General features: G+C 62.9%; 12 protein-coding genes. 8 read left to right on the top strand and 4 right to left on the bottom strand.

Going from position 1 to position 15,112, the window contains the following annotated elements; translation table 11 throughout:
- Window positions 1-27 precede the first annotated feature (27 nt).
- The 4 genes from ugpC to ugpB form a co-directional block, all read right to left on the bottom strand.
- The gene (ugpC, locus tag DTW89_RS05530; RefSeq protein WP_114655195.1) at window positions 28-1,032 is read right to left on the bottom strand and encodes a sn-glycerol-3-phosphate ABC transporter ATP-binding protein UgpC; all 1,005 of its coding nucleotides are present in this window, start codon (window positions 1,030-1,032) and stop codon (window positions 28-30) included.
- 46 nt (window positions 1,033-1,078) lie between these two features.
- A complete protein-coding gene (ugpE, locus tag DTW89_RS05525; protein WP_114655194.1) occupies window positions 1,079-1,930 on the bottom strand; it encodes a sn-glycerol-3-phosphate ABC transporter permease UgpE in 852 nt (283 codons plus the stop codon).
- 54 nt (window positions 1,931-1,984) lie between these two features.
- Complete coding sequence (gene ugpA, locus DTW89_RS05520) at window positions 1,985-2,866, bottom strand: sn-glycerol-3-phosphate ABC transporter permease UgpA (RefSeq protein ID WP_114655193.1); 882 nt, start codon at window positions 2,864-2,866, stop codon at window positions 1,985-1,987.
- A 66-nt stretch (window positions 2,867-2,932) separates the two neighbouring features.
- Window positions 2,933-4,246, bottom strand: coding sequence for a sn-glycerol-3-phosphate ABC transporter substrate-binding protein UgpB (gene ugpB, locus DTW89_RS05515; RefSeq protein WP_114655202.1), 1,314 nt, complete (start codon window positions 4,244-4,246; stop codon window positions 2,933-2,935).
- Window positions 4,247-4,542: 296 nt separating this feature from the next.
- Here ugpB and serA point away from each other — a divergent pair, with 296 nt between their 5' ends.
- The 8 genes from serA to ubiB all read left to right on the top strand — a co-directional run bounded on the left by serA (window position 4,543) and on the right by ubiB (window position 15,018).
- Window positions 4,543-5,772, top strand: coding sequence for a phosphoglycerate dehydrogenase (gene serA / locus DTW89_RS05510; RefSeq protein WP_114655192.1), 1,230 nt, complete (start codon window positions 4,543-4,545; stop codon window positions 5,770-5,772).
- Between the two features lie 190 nt (window positions 5,773-5,962).
- A complete protein-coding gene (locus DTW89_RS05505; RefSeq protein WP_114655191.1) occupies window positions 5,963-9,880 on the top strand; it encodes a DUF3683 domain-containing protein in 3,918 nt (1,305 codons plus the stop codon).
- Window positions 9,877-10,308 carry an HIT family protein gene (locus tag DTW89_RS05500; RefSeq protein ID WP_024814208.1) on the top strand — a complete coding sequence of 144 codons (432 nt, stop codon included), beginning with the start codon at window positions 9,877-9,879 and terminating at the stop codon, window positions 10,306-10,308. Before DTW89_RS05505 ends, DTW89_RS05500 begins: the two co-directional genes overlap by 4 nt.
- Before the next feature lie 100 nt (window positions 10,309-10,408).
- Window positions 10,409-10,831 (top strand): gamma-butyrobetaine hydroxylase-like domain-containing protein, encoded by a 423-nt coding sequence (locus DTW89_RS05495; RefSeq protein ID WP_114655190.1) that lies wholly within the window; start codon window positions 10,409-10,411, stop codon window positions 10,829-10,831.
- Between the two features lie 213 nt (window positions 10,832-11,044).
- A complete protein-coding gene (ubiE, locus tag DTW89_RS05490; protein WP_114655189.1) occupies window positions 11,045-11,776 on the top strand; it encodes a bifunctional demethylmenaquinone methyltransferase/2-methoxy-6-polyprenyl-1,4-benzoquinol methylase UbiE in 732 nt (243 codons plus the stop codon).
- Window positions 11,777-11,815: 39 nt separating this feature from the next.
- Window positions 11,816-12,811, top strand: coding sequence for a Tim44 domain-containing protein (locus DTW89_RS05485; protein ID WP_024814211.1), 996 nt, complete (start codon window positions 11,816-11,818; stop codon window positions 12,809-12,811).
- A 39-nt stretch (window positions 12,812-12,850) separates the two neighbouring features.
- Complete coding sequence (locus DTW89_RS05480; RefSeq protein ID WP_114655188.1) at window positions 12,851-13,456, top strand: hypothetical protein; 606 nt, start codon at window positions 12,851-12,853, stop codon at window positions 13,454-13,456.
- Window positions 13,453-15,018 (top strand): ubiquinone biosynthesis regulatory protein kinase UbiB, encoded by a 1,566-nt coding sequence (gene ubiB / locus DTW89_RS05475; RefSeq protein WP_024814213.1) that lies wholly within the window; start codon window positions 13,453-13,455, stop codon window positions 15,016-15,018. The genes DTW89_RS05480 and ubiB overlap by 4 nt, the downstream gene beginning before the upstream one ends.
- The last annotated feature ends 94 nt before the right edge of the window (window positions 15,019-15,112 follow it).

Here is a 15,112-nt window from a genome sequence, read left to right as displayed (position 1 = left end):
GGCATGAGGGGCATACGTCGGGGCAGGTCAGAGACGTTTGCCGGTCTGGGCATCGAACCAGTGCAGCCGGTTTGCGCGCGGCGTGACGTGGATGGTGTCGCCCGCCTTGGGCGCGGCGCTGCCCTCGTCGATGCGCACGATCAGGCTGTCGCCGCCCATGGTGGCGTAGATCAGGCGCTCGGCGCCCAGCAATTCGACCGTGTCCACGCGCACCTCCCAGCCGGTGGCGGTGATGTCCAGGTGCTCGGGGCGAACGCCCAGAAGGGTGCCGGGCTTGCTGTTGGGCGCGTGGCGCAGCAGGTTCATGGGCGGCGAGCCGATGAAGCTGGCCACGAAAATCGACGCGGGCGTGTGGTAGACCTCTTCGGGCGTACCGAACTGTTCCATCACACCGGCGTTCATGACGATCATGCGCTGGGCCAGGGTCATGGCCTCGACCTGGTCGTGCGTGACGAACAGGCTGGTGATGCCCAGTTCGTTGTGCAGCTTCTGGATTTCGATGCGGGTCTGGGCGCGCAGCTTGGCGTCCAGGTTGGACAAGGGCTCGTCAAACAGGAAAACCTGGGGCTGGCGCACGATGGCGCGGCCCATGGCCACGCGCTGGCGCTGGCCGCCCGAGAGCTCACGCGGCTTGCGCTCCAGGAGATGGCCCAGCTCCAGGATTTTGGCGGCCTTGTCCACGCGGACCTTGATCTCGGCGATGGGCACCTTCTTGATCTTGAGACCGTAGGCCATGTTGTCGAACACGGACATGTGCGGGTACAGCGCATAGTTCTGGAACACCATGGCGATGTCGCGCGCGGCCGGCTCGAGGCGGTTGACCACGCGTCCGCCAATGGCAATGTCGCCGCCGGAGATTTCCTCCAGGCCGGCCACCATGCGCAGCAGCGTGGACTTGCCGCAGCCCGAGGGGCCGACGATCACAATGAATTCGCGGTCGTTGATTTCTGCATTGATGCCGTGGAGCACGGGCACGGCGGTCTTGCCGCTGCCGTAGCGTTTGACGACGTTCTGGAGAGAGATGGATGCCATAAGCGGATGGGGTTCAGCAATTCAAAAAAGCGGTGGGGACCGGGGCTTATTTCTCGGTGTCCACCAGGCCCTTGACGAACCACTTTTGCATCAGGACCACCACGGCAGCCGGCGGCAGCATGGCCAGGATGGCCGTGGCCATGGCGATGTTCCAGTCGATGGAGGCTTCGCCGCCACCGCCGACCATGCGCTTGATGCCGATCACCACGGGGTACATGTCTTCGGTGGTGGTCATCAGCAGCGGCCACAGGTACTGGTTCCAGCCGTAGATGAACTGGATCACGAACAGTGCGGCGATCGAGGTCTTGGACAGGGGCACCAGCACATCCTTGAAGAAGCGCATGGGGCCGGCGCCGTCCATGCGGGCGGCCTCCACCAGCTCGTCCGGTACCGTCAGGAAGAACTGGCGGAACAGGAAGGTGGCGGTGGCCGAGGCAATCAGCGGCAGGGTCAGCCCGCCGTAGGTGTTGAGCAGGCCCAGGTCGGCCACCACCTTGTAGGTGGGCAGGATGCGCACTTCCACGGGCAGCATCAGCGTCAGGAAGATGGCCCAGAAGCACAGCATCTTCAGCGGGAAGCGGAAATACACGATGGCAAACGCCGACAGCAGCGAGATCGCGATCTTGCCCACGGTGATCACCATGGCCGTCACGAAGCTCACCCACATCATGTGGACCACATTGGTGTTGGAGCCGAGCTTGCCCGAGCCAAACAGCGCGGCCTGGTAGTTCGCCCACATTTCGCGGCCGGGCAGCAGTGGCATGGGGGTCTGCACGATGTCTGCGGCCGTGTGCGTGGAGGCCACCAGGGCCAGGTACAGGGGGAAGGCCACCACCATCACACCGAGAATCATCACGGTGTGCGACAGCACCGTGAGCCAGGGGCTGCGGTCAACCATAGAAGGCCTCCAGCAGGTCAAACGGGCAGGGCGGAGTCAGCGGCGTGGCGGGCATCAGTACTGCACCTTCTTTTCGACGTAGTGGAACTGGACCACGGTCAAGGCCACCACGATGATCATCAGAACAACGGATTGCGCCGCCGAGCCGCCCAGATCGAGCGCCTTGAAACCGTCCAGGAACACCTTGTAGACCAGGATGGTGGTGGACTGACCGGGGCCACCACTGGTCATCGCATCGATGATGCCGAAGGTGTCGAAGAACGCATAAACAATGTTGATCACCAGCAGGAAGAAGGTGGTGGGCGACAGCAGGGGCAGCTGGATGTTCCAGAACCGGCGCCAGGGGCCGGCGCCGTCGATCGAGGCGGCCTCAATCAGCGACTTCGGAATCGATTGCAGGCCTGCGAGGAAGAACAGGAAGTTGTAGGAAATCTGCTTCCACACCGAGGCCGCGACGATCAGGCCCATCGCCTGGTTTTCGTTCATCAGGTGGTTCCAGGTGTAGCCCAGCTGGCCCAGAAAATAGGACACCACGCCGATCGAGGGCGAAAACATGAAGATCCACAACACCCCGGCGATCACCGGTGCGACGGCATAGGGAACGATCAGCAGGGTCTTGTAAACCATGGCCCCGCGCACGATGCGGTCGGCAAAAATGGCCAGAACCAGCGACACCACAATGCCGACGGCCGCCACCAGCACGGAGAAGAAGGCGGTGCGCTGGAACGAGTTCAGGTAGGTCGGGTCGTCGAGCAGGTTGCGGAAATTTTCCAGACCCACCCACTCGGTTGACATGCCAAAGGCGTCCTGCACCTGCAGCGACTGCAGCACGGCCTGGCTGGCGGGCCAGAAGAAGAAAACCCCAATGATGACGAGCTGGGGCATGAGCAACACCCAGGGCAGCCATCGGGAGCGGAAAAGGACGCGTTTTTCCATAGGATTTCGCAATAAAAAATCCGCCGAGCCCCTTGTGGGGCGCGGCGGATGGGGGCTGCCAGCGGATTATTTGCCCTTGTTGGCGCGCTCAAAGCGGGCCAGCAGTTCGTCGCCACGCTTCACGATCGAGTCCAGGGCAGTCTTGGCCGACTGCTTACCCGACCACACCTGTTCGAGTTCCTCGTCTTCGATGGTGCGGATCTGCACATAGTTGCCCAGGCGGATGCCGCGCGAGTTGTTGGTCACCTTGCGCACCATCTGCTGCACGGCCACGTCGGTGCCTGGGTTCTTCTGGTAGAAGCCCGATTTTTCCGTCAGGTCGTAGGCGGCCAGGGTGATGGGCAGGTAGCCCGTGCGCTGGTGGCTGGCAGCTTGCACCTTGGTCTGCGACAGGAAGTCGAAGAACGTGGCCACGCCCTTGTATTCGGCGGGCTTCTTGCCGGCCATCACCCACAGCGAGGCGCCACCGATCACGGTGTTTTGCGGCGCACCCTTGACGTCGGGGTAGTAGGGCATGGGGGCCAGGCCGTAGGTGAACTTGGCGTTTTTGGCCACGTCGCCATAGAAGCCTGACGAGGTCTGGATCATGGCGCACTCACCTGCGGTGAACGAAGCCTGGGCGGTGGAGCCGCGGCCCTTGTAAACGAACTCGCCCGCGGCCGCAGCCTTTGCGAGGTTGTCGATATGGCGCACATGCAGGGGAGAATTGATCTTCAGGCGCGCATCCATGCCGGCCAGGCCGTTTTGCTGGGTGGCGAACTCCACGTTGTGCCAGGTCGAGAAGCTTTCGAGCTGTGTCCAGCCCATCCAGGCCAGCGTCATGGGGCAGCTGTGGCCGCTGGCCTTGAGCTTCTTGGCGGCGGCAAACACTTCGGGCCAAGTGGCTGGTGCCTTGTCGGCGTTCAGGCCGGCCTTCTTGAAGGCGTCCTTGTTGTAATAGAAGATGGTGGTCGAACTGTTGAACGGAAAGCTCAGCATCTGGCCGTTGGGGGCCGTGTAATAGCCGGCCACGGCGGGGATGTAGGCTTTGGGGTCGAAGGCCATGCCGGCATCGCCCATCACCTTGCCGACGGGCACGGTGGCGCCCTTGCTGGCCATCATGGTAGCGGTGCCCACTTCGAACACCTGCAGGATGTGCGGCGCATTGCCCGAGCGGAAGGCTGCAATGGCGGCGGTCATGTTTTCGTCATACGAGCCCTTATAGGTGGGCACGACCTTGTATTCCTTCTGGCTTTCGTTGAACTGCTTGGCCAGATCATTGACCCACTCGTTGTTCACTGCCGTCATCGAATGCCACCACTGGATTTCGGTTTGGGCTTGCGCAGAAACGCACATGGTGGTGGCAATGGCGGCAGTCAGGGCCAGGTGCTTGAATTGCATGAACACTCCTCCGGAATGGCGAAGACACAAAAAGGGGCGATACTAGGTGGCGTTTGTGTCCACGGTGTGTCGTTGTCGCACAGGCCTTTTTCCACAACAACCGGGGAAACCCGTTGCGCAGTGTGGGCGCTGTGGCAATGTGACGTTCATGAAACAACCGCTGTCAATTCACGGACAGCGTCAAGGCCATTGCGGAGAATGTGGCGATTTTTGGTGCAATGCATCATGCTGTGGTTCTGACGGCTCGCACGACTCTGTGTATGTGCAAGCCAGGTTTTTCCTATATTCCATTCGCCATGGCCACCACTTCTCTGGACAAAAGCAAGATCAAATTCCTGTTGCTCGAGGGCATACATCCCTCTGCGTTGGATGTCATCCGCGCGGCCGGTTATTCGCAAATCGAGATCATCGCGGGGGCGCTCCCCGATGACGAGCTCAAGCGCAAGATCGCGGACGCCCATTTCGTCGGCATCCGCTCGCGCACCCAGCTGACCGAAGACGTGTTTGCCCACGCACACAAACTGGTGGCGGTGGGGTGCTTTTGCATCGGCACCAACCAGGTGGACCTGAATGCGGCACGCGAGCGCGGCATTGCCGTGTTCAACGCGCCGTACTCCAACACCCGGTCGGTAGCCGAGCTGGTGCTGGCCGAGGCCATCTTGCTGCTGCGTGGCATCCCCGAGAAGAACGCCGTGGCGCACCGCGGTGGCTGGCTCAAGTCGGCCGACAACGCCTACGAGATCCGGGGCAAGACCCTGGGCATCGTGGGCTACGGCTCCATCGGCACGCAACTGTCGGTGCTGGCCGAGGCGCTGGGCATGCATGTGGCGTTTTATGACGTGGTCAGCAAACTGCCCCTGGGCAATGCCCGGCAGGTGCCCGATCTGCACACGTTGCTGGGGCAGAGCGATATCGTGAGCCTGCATGTGCCCGAGTTGCCATCCACCGCGGGGATGATCGGTGCGGCCGAAATTGCGGCCATGAAGCCCGGCGGCATTCTGATCAATGCAGCGCGGGGCACCGTGGTGGAGATTGAGTCGCTGGCCGACGCCCTCAAGGCCAAGAAGCTGCTGGGCGCCGCCATCGACGTGTTTCCGGTGGAGCCTCGCACCAACAAGGACGAGTTTCAGTCGCCCCTGCGGGGACTGGACAACGTGATTCTGACCCCGCACATTGGCGGCTCCACCATGGAGGCGCAGGCCAATATCGGGCTGGAAGTGGCGGAAAAGCTGGTGAAGTACAGCGACAACGGCACCAGCACGTCGTCGGTCAACTTCCCCGAGGTGGCGTTGCCCGCGCACCCCGGCAAGCATCGCCTGCTGCACATTCACCGCAATGTGCCGGGTGTGCTGTCCGAGATCAACCGCATCTTGTCGGACAACCAGATCAATATCTCGGCCCAGTACCTGCAGACCAACGAGAAGATTGGCTATGTGGTGATCGACATCGACGCCGCGTCGTCGGACCTGGCGCTTGACAAACTGGCCCATGTGCCCGCAACGCTGCGCAGCCGCGTGCTGTTCTGAGCTTGCTCCTGTAAATATAGCTGGTGGCGCTTGCTGGTAAAGCGCTGCGGGCTGATTTTGTTTTAGAACCCACATTCATCGCCTTGGGGGCCGCCCCGGCGCTCAGGGCCGGGCGGCGCAGCCGGAGGCGGTGGCATAAAATTCCGACCCCAAGGCACAAGGGCGCGCCGCGTCCACCCAGGTTGATCCCATGAATGTTCCGATTGCGTTGGCCGCCCTGCAGACGCAGGCTGCCGAGCCTGTTCGTCTGCGCGAAATTCCCTATAACTACACCTCGTTCTCCGACCGGGAGATCGTGATTCGCCTGCTGGGCGCGTCCGCCTGGGAGGTGCTCGACCAGCTGCGCAATGAGCGCCGCACCGGCCGCTCTGCCCGCATGCTGTACGAGGTGCTGGGTGACATCTGGGTGGTGCAGCGCAACCCCTACCTGCAAGACGACCTGCTGGACAACCCGGCGCGTCGCAAGTTGCTGGTCGATGCCCTGCAGCACCGCCTGGGCGAAATCGACAAGCGCCGCACCCCGGCCGACGATGCCGAGCGCGACCGCCTGGTGGGCGAACTGGCACAGGCCGCGCGCCGCGCCGTGGCCGAATTCGATGCCACGTTCGAGCAAGCCGCCACGCTGCGCCGCCAGATCCAGCGCACGCTGGGGCGCCTTACGGCCAAGGACAACATCAAGTTTGACGGCCTTTCGCGCGTGAGCCATGTGACCGATGCGACCGACTGGCGCGTCGAATACCCGTTTGTGGTGCTGACGCCCGACACCGAGGCCGAGATGGCTGGCCTGGTCAAGGGCTGCATCGAGCTGGGCCTGACCATCATTCCGCGTGGGGGCGGCACGGGTTACACCGGCGGCGCCATTCCGCTGACCTGGAAGAGCGTGGTCATCAACACCGAAAAGCTCGAAGCCATGACCGAGGTGGAGATGCGCCGCCTGCCGGGCATGGACAGCGAAGTCGGCACCGTGTGGACCGAAGCCGGTGTGGTCACCCAGCGCGTGGCGGATGCCGCCGAGCGCGCAGGCTATGTGTTTGCCGTGGACCCGACCAGTGCCGAGGCCTCGTGCATTGGGGGCAACATCGCCATGAACGCGGGCGGCAAGAAAGCAGTGCTGTGGGGCACGGCGCTGGACAACCTGGCCAGTTGGCGCATGGTGACGCCCGAGGCGCAGTGGCTGGAGGTGACGCGGCTGGACCACAACATGGGCAAGATCCATGATGCCGAGATGGCCACCTTCGAGCTGCAGTATTTCGAGGCCGATGGCAAAACGCTCATCCGCACCGAGCGCCTGGACATTCCGGGCAAGACCTTCCGCAAGGAGGGCCTGGGCAAGGACGTGACGGACAAGTTCCTGTCAGGCCTGCCGGGCATCCAGAAAGAGGGCTGCGATGGCCTCATCACCAGCGCGCGCTGGGTGGTGCACCGCATGCCCGAGCACACGCGCACCGTGTGCCTGGAGTTCTTTGGCAATGCCAAGAATGCGGTGCCTTCCATCGTGGAGATCAAGGACTTCATGTTCGCCGAGCAAAAGCGCAGCGGCGTTCTGCTGGCCGGTCTGGAACATCTGGATGACCGCTATCTCAAGGCCGTCGGTTACGCCACCAAGAGCAAAAAGCACGGTGGTGGTTTGCCGAAGATGGTGCTGTTTGGCGACATTGCGGGCGATAACGCCGACGACGTGGCGCGCGTGACCAGCGAAGTGGTGCGCATTGCCAACTCGCGCAGCGGCGAAGGCTTCATCGCCATCAGCCCCGAGGCGCGCAAGAAGTTCTGGCTGGATCGCAAGCGCACGGCGGCCATCAGCCGCCACACCAACGCCTTCAAGATCAACGAAGACGTGGTGATTCCGCTGCCGCGCATGGCCGAGTACACCGACGGCATCGAGCGCATCAACATCGAATTGAGTCTGCGCAACAAGATCAAGCTGTGCGACGCGCTCACCGATTTTCTTGAGCGTGGCAACCTGCCCCTGGGCAAGCACGACGACGCCAACGAGATTCCATCGGCCGAACTGCTGGAAGACCGCGTGGCCCAGGCTGGTGCGCTGGTGGCCGAGGTGCGTGCGTTGTGGTCGGGCTGGCTGCAGGACGTGGCCACCCTGTTCCCGCAACTGCAGGACCACACCCTGCGCGCAAGCTGGAAGACCCAGCTGCGGGCCCCATTGCAAGGCATTTTTGCGGGCGCTGCGTTCAAGCCCATCCTGGAGGAGGCCACGGCCATCCACCAGCGCGTGCTCAAGGGCCGCGTGTGGGTGGCGCTGCACATGCACGCGGGCGACGGCAACGTGCACACCAACCTGCCGGTCAATAGCGACGACTACGAAATGCTGCAGACCGCGCACCAGGCGGTTGAACGCATCATGGTGCTGGCGCGCAGCCTCGATGGCGTGATCTCGGGCGAGCATGGGATCGGCATCACCAAGCTGGAGTTTCTGACCGACGAAGAACTGCGCCCGTTTGCGCAATACAAGCAGAAGGTAGACCCGGAAGGCCGCTTCAACAAGGGTAAATTGCTACGAAATCAGGAGCTTGTTGCGCTTGATGGGAAAGGGCTAGAGGCCAATTTGGCTTCAAAAATGCCGTTGCACGCCGATCTGACCAACGCCTACACCCCCAGCTTTGGCCTGATGGGACACGAGTCGCTCATCATGCAGCAGAGTGACATCGGTGCCATTGCCGATTCGGTGAAGGACTGCCTGCGCTGCGGCAAGTGCAAACCCGTGTGCTCCACGCATGTGCCGCGCGCCAATTTGCTGTACAGCCCGCGCAACAAGATCCTGGCGACCTCGCTGCTGGTCGAGGCTTTCCTCTATGAAGAGCAGACGCGCCGGGGCGTGAGCATCAAGCATTGGCAAGAGTTTGAAGACGTGGCCGACCACTGCACCGTGTGCCACCGCTGCGAGAGCCCCTGCCCGGTGAAGATCGACTTTGGCGACGTCACCATGAACATGCGCAACCTGCTGCGCAAGATGGGCAAGAAGAGCTTCCGCCCCGGCAACGCACTGGCCATGGCCATGCTCAACGCCACCAACCCCGACACCATCAAGCTGCTGCGTTCGGCCATGGTGGGCGTGGGCTTCAAAGCCCAGCGCATGGCGGTGGACCTGCTGCGCAAGGTAAGCCGCAAGCAGACCACCCGGCCACCCGCCACGGTGGGCACCGCGCCCATCAAGGAGCAGGTGATCCACTTCATCAACAAGAAGCTGCCCGGTGGCCTGCCCAAACGCACGGCGCGCGCGCTGCTGGACATCGAGGACAAGGATTACGTCCCGATCATCCGCAACCCCCAGGCCACCACGTTTGATACCGAGGCGGTGTTCTACTTCCCGGGCTGCGGCTCGGAGCGGCTGTTCAGCCAGGTGGGCCTGGCTACGCAGGCCATGCTGTGGCATGCGGGCGTGCAAACCGTGCTGCCGCCGGGCTACCTGTGCTGTGGCTACCCGCAGCGCGGCAGCGGCCAGTTCGACAAGGCCGAGAAGATGATCACCGACAACCGGGTGCTCTTTCACCGTGTTGCCAACACGCTCAACTACCTCGACATCAAGACCGTGGTGGTGAGCTGCGGCACCTGCTACGACCAGCTGCAGGGCTACGAGTTTGACAAGATCTTCCCGGGCAGCCGCATCATCGATATTCACGAATACCTGCTCGAAAAAGGCATCACGCTGCCCGCAGGCCAGGGCGGCTACCTGTACCACGAGCCCTGCCACAACCCCATGAAGCAGGGCGACTCGATGAAGACCGTGCGCGCCCTGGTGGGCGACAAGGTGCTCAAGAGCGAGCGCTGCTGCGGCGAATCGGGCACGCTGGGCGTCACCCGGCCCGACATCTCCACCCAGGTGCGCTTTCGCAAGGAAGAGGAAATTCGCAAGGGCGAGGCCCAGCTGCGCGCCAGCGGTGCCGTAGGCGCGCAGGACAACATCAAGATCCTCACGAGCTGCCCGAGCTGCCTGCAGGGCATCACCCGCTACGGCGACGACCTGCAGACCGGCCTGCTCGAAGCCGACTACATCGTGATCGAGATGGCCAAGCAGATCCTGGGCGAGAACTGGCTGCCCGAGTATGTGCAGCGTGCCAACAATGGTGGCATCGAGCGTGTGCTCGTATGACACACGATTGCCCGCTGTGCCGTGAAGATGGCGGGGCGCTCATCTGGCGCGGTGCGCGGTTGCGCGTCATCCGTGCCGACGAGGCGGGTTTTCCCGCCTTTTACCGCGTGGTCTGGAACGCCCATGTGGCCGAGTTTTCCGACCTGAACGCCCCGGAGCGAGCGCATTGCATGGATGTGGTGGCACAGGTTGAACAGGCCCTGCGCCAGTATCTGCAGCCCACCAAGGTCAACATTGCAGCGCTGGGCAACATGGTGCCGCACCTGCACTGGCATGTGATTGCGCGCTTTGACTGGGACAGCCATTTCCCGGCGCCCGTGTGGGCGTCTGCCCTGCGACACAGCCCTGCAGCGCAGCAAGCGGGCGTGTCGGCCCGGTTGCCCGTGCTGGAGGCAGCGCTGCAGTCCAAGCTGGGCCAGCTGGCCTGAGGGTCCGCTAATCCATCCGGTATCCCTGATCAGCAAGTGCCCGCCTGCGGGTGGGACAATGGCCGAGGTCTTAACCAACAGTTTTCTCACAGGTGAATCCATGGCAGGTTTGAAAGCGGGCGCGCCCACGCCGCAGGCACTGACGGTGCATGAGGCATCACGGGTGCTTGAAGTGGGGTTCTCTGACGGCGCCACGTTCCGAATTCCGTTTGAGTTGATGCGTGTGTATTCGCCGTCAGCCGAAGTGCAGGGCCATGGCCCGGGCCAGGAGGTGTTGCAGACGGGCAAGCGCGATGTGGTGCTGGTCGGCCTGGAGCCCGTGGGCAACTACGCCGTCAAGCCGCTGTTCTCGGACGGCCACGAAAGTGGCATCTTCACCTGGGATTACCTTTACGAACTGGGCCAGCAGCAGGATGCGCTGTGGGCGCAGTACACCGCGCGACTGGCCGCGGCCGGCACTGACCGCGATACGCCCATGGCGCCCAAGGGCGCCGCAGGCGGCCATGGCTGCGGCAGCCACTGAGGCTGCAGGCGGGGAATGTCTCAGGCGGTGCGCGCCATCCGTTCGATACCCCTGTGATTCATTGTGCTATTAAGATAATAGCTGTCTGCGCAATAAATACGGGCGCTGATGGCCAATTTGTTTTACTGGCGTTGTTTTAATCGCGACAGATGCCCCAATTGAGTGCGGGGTTGTCGCTGTACCTCAGGCGCTGACACGCCTAGCATGATTTTTATGAGCACCACGCATTTCGGTTTTCAGTCGGTTGACGAGCAGGAAAAAGCGCGCCGCGTGCGCGGCGTGTTCGACTCCGTCGCCTCCAAGTACGACGTGATGAACGACCTCATGTCGGCAGGCCTGCACCGCGCCTGGAAGGCCTATACCGTGATGGTGGCCAACCTCAGCGAGGGTAGCCAGGTGCTCGACATTGCGGGCGGCACGGGCGATCTGGCGCTGGCGTTCTCCAAAAAAGTGGGGGCATCGGGCCGCGTGGTGCACACCGACATCAACGAAGCCATGCTGCGCGTGGGCCGCGACCGGCTTATCGATGCAGGTGTGGTGTTGCCCACGCTGGTTTGCGATGCAGAGAAACTGCCGTTCCCCGAGGCGCACTTTGATGTGGTCAGCGTGGCCTTCGGCCTGCGCAACATGACCCACAAGGACCAGGCGATTGCCGAAATGTGCCGTGTGCTCAAGCCCGGTGGCAAGTTGCTGGTGCTGGAATTTTCGAAGGTGGCCAAGCCACTGGAAAAGGTGTACGACTGGTATTCGTTCAAGGTACTGCCCCAGCTGGGCAAGCTGGTGGCGGGTGACGACGCCAGCTACCGGTATCTGGCCGAGTCCATCCGGATGCACCCGGGGCAGGAAGAGCTCAAAAGCCTCATGCAGAAAAATGGCTTTGGGCATGTGGACTATCACAACATGACGGGTGGCATTGTGGCCTTGCATGTTGGAATCAAGTGCTAAGCAGTTTGCTTTGAGTGGATTAACGGAGACGGAGAAATCATGATGAAACTGTGGTCTGTGGTGTTGGTGGCGATGCTTGCGTTTGCGCATCCCGATGCGGATGCCCGGCGCATGGGTGGTGGCAAGTCGGTGGGCAAGCAGTCCAGCAACGTCACCCAGCGCGACGCGGCAACGCCGCCTGCAACGCCGGGCGCCCCGGCGCAGACGGCAACCAACGCCGCCGCTGCCAAGCCTGCAGCAGCTGCGCCTGCCGCAGCGGCCAAAAAGCCCTGGGGCGCCATGCTGGGTGGCCTGGCCGCCGGTCTGGGTCTTGCCTGGCTTGCCAGTTCGCTGGGCTTGGGTGCAGGCTTCGCCAATATCCTCATGATCGCGCTGCTGGCGGTGGCCGCATTTGCCATCTTCAAGATGGTGATGCGCGCACGCAATGGTGGTGCTGCTGCCCAAAATTCACCCTTCGCCTTCCAGGGCGCCGGGGGGGCTTCGCCAGCTTCCGCCCAGGTGCCGCGCCAGTACAGCCCCGACAAGGTGGGCAACGATGCATCGGCCCGCCCCTGGGAGCGCAATGGCATGGCGTTTGATGCGTCGCGGCAGCAGCAGGGCACGGGCTCGCTGATTGGCTCGGGCCTCTCGGGTTCGCAAAACTGGGGCATTCCCGAAGGGTTTGACGCCGAGGGCTTTCTCACGGCAGCCAAGCGCAATTTCATTACGCTGCAGTCCGCATGGGACCGTTCCGACATCGCCACGCTGCGCTCGATGATGACCGACAGCATGCTCGATGAAATTCGCACGCAACTGACCGAGCGCGAAACGCACCGGGGTGATCAGCCCAACCAGACCGACGTGGTCATGATCGAGGCGCAGCTGCTGGGCATCGAAGAACTGGACGATGGTTACATGGCCAGCGTGGAGTTCTCGGGCATGATCCGCGAAGAATTGTCTGCAGGCCCCAGTCCCTTCCGTGAGGTCTGGAACATGACCAAGGCCAAGGCGGGCAACAGCGGCTGGCTGGTTGCGGGTGTGCAAGCACTGCAGTAATACGGCAAGGCTTCCCGGTTCAGGGAATAATCGGGGACTATGGCAACACAGTCCCCTTTTTCATTTCTGGATGGTCTCATTGACCGCTTGGCCGCCGGCCCGCAGCCGCCGCAGTGGCTGGTGCACGAGGTGCAGCAGCGCATGGTCCTTTTTCTCAACCATGTGTTGATGCAGGAAAAGGAAGCCATGGACCGCCTGATGCGCCAGCGTGGCCGCGTGGCGCGCGTGCAGTGGCGCTCCTATTCCATGGCCTTGCTGGTGACGCCGGCGGGCCTGTTCAACCTGGCGCCTGAGGGCGCGGCGCCCGATCTGCAGCTGCACGTCACGGAAGCCTCTCCTCTGGCGCTGGCCAGCGTTGCGCTGCGAGGCGACAAGCCGGCCATCCGCATCGAGGGCGATGTGCAACTGGCGGCCGAAATCAACTGGCTGGTGGACCATGTCCGCTGGGATCTCGAAGAAGACGTTGCCCGCCTGATTGGTGACGCGCCCGCACACACGCTGGGCAAAGTGGCTCGCAAGGCGGCGCAGGCGTTGCGCCAGTTCGTGGGCACGCGCATGGCGTCTGCCGCAGTCGCCCCGGCCCCAGGTGCGGCACCCGCTGCGCCCGCGGCACCGCCCGGCAACGCTGACCGGACTGCTCCATGAAGCGTTTTTTGCGGGGCGCCACCATCGTCTGGGTGGTGTTCCGGTATGGGCTCGATGGCCTGGTGCTCGACAGTTTCCAGAAGCCCTGGCTGCGGCTGCTGGCGCGCGTCCTTTCGATAGGGCGCAATCTGGAGGCACCGCGTGGCCAGCGCCTGCGCGAGGCGCTGGAGCGGCTCGGCCCCATCTTCGTCAAGTTTGGCCAGGTGCTCTCGACCCGGCGCGACCTGCTGCCGGCCGACATGGCCGACGAGCTCGCGCGCCTGCAAGACCGTGTGCCGCCCTTCGATTCGGCCATCGCCATTGCCACCATCGAGCGGGCGTATCGCCGCCCGGTGGACGAGGTGTTTGTTGCCTTTGACCGCGTGCCGGTGGCCAGTGCGTCGATTGCGCAAGTGCACTTCGCCACCTTGCGCGACCGGGGGGGCGTGGAGCGCGAGGTCGCCGTCAAGGTGCTGCGCCCGGGCATGCTGCCAGTCATTGAAAAAGACCTGAGCCTCATGCGCCTGATGGCGGGCTGGGTGGAAAGCCTCTCGGCCGATGGCAAGCGCCTCAAGCCCCGCGAGGTGGTGGCCGAATTCGACAACTACCTGCATGACGAGTTGGATCTGGTGCGCGAAGCTGCCAACGCCGCGCAACTGCGACGCAACATGCAGGGGCTGGACCTGGTGCTGATTCCGGAAATCTACTGGGATTTCTGCCACCCCGAGGTCATGGTGATGCAGCGCATGAACGGTGTGCCCATCAGCCAGGTCGAGCGCTTGCGCGAAGCCGGGGTGGACATCCCCAAATTGGCGCGCGATGGCGTCACCATCTTCTTCACCCAGGTGTTCCGCGACGGCTTCTTTCATGCCGACATGCACCCGGGCAACATCCAGGTGAGCCTGGAGCCGGCCACGTTCGGGCGCTACATTTCGCTGGACTTCGGCATTGTTGGCACGCTCACTGAAGTGGACAAAGAGTATCTGGCGCAGAACTTCGTGGCCTTTTTCCGCCGCGACTACAAGCGTGTTGCCGAGCTGCACATCGAAAGTGGCTGGGTGCCGCCGGAAACCCGCGTCAACGACCTCGAATCGGCGATCCGCGCCGTGTGCGAGCCCTATTTCGACCGTCCGCTCAAGGAAATCTCGCTGGGGATGGTGCTGATGCGCCTGTTCCAGACATCACGCCGCTTCCAGGTCGAAATCCAGCCGCAACTGGTGCTGCTGCAAAAAACCCTGCTCAACATCGAAGGGCTGGGTCGCCAGCTCGACCCGGAGCTCGACCTCTGGAGCACTGCCAAGCCTTTTCTTGAGAAATGGATGCTTGAGCAGATGGGCCCGCAACGCCTGTGGCGCGAGCTGCGGGCAGAGGCGCCGCACTATGCCAAGCTCGTGCCCGAGCTGCCGCGCCTGCTGTATGACTTTCTGAGCCGGCGGCCGGCCGAGTCGCAAAGCGCCATGCGCGACCTGCTGGAGGCGCAAAAGCGCACCAATCGGTTGCTGCAAAGCATCATTTACGGCGGCCTGGGCTTTGTGCTGGGTCTGCTGGTGATGCAGCTGATGGTCAGGGTCAGGCTCTTCTGACGCTGGCTCGTTCAAGGTTCTTTTTTTCCCACTGTTCGCGACATCGAGGAGCATGCCGTGCTGTTGACCCTGGTTATCGTCTATCTGTTGATCA

The organism is Acidovorax sp. BoFeN1 (genome assembly GCF_003345135.1).
GTDB lineage: Bacteria > Pseudomonadota > Gammaproteobacteria > Burkholderiales > Burkholderiaceae_C > Acidovorax > Acidovorax defluvii.
The sequence above is the reverse complement of the archived record's forward strand: the minus strand, read 5'-3'. Positions and strand labels throughout refer to the sequence as shown.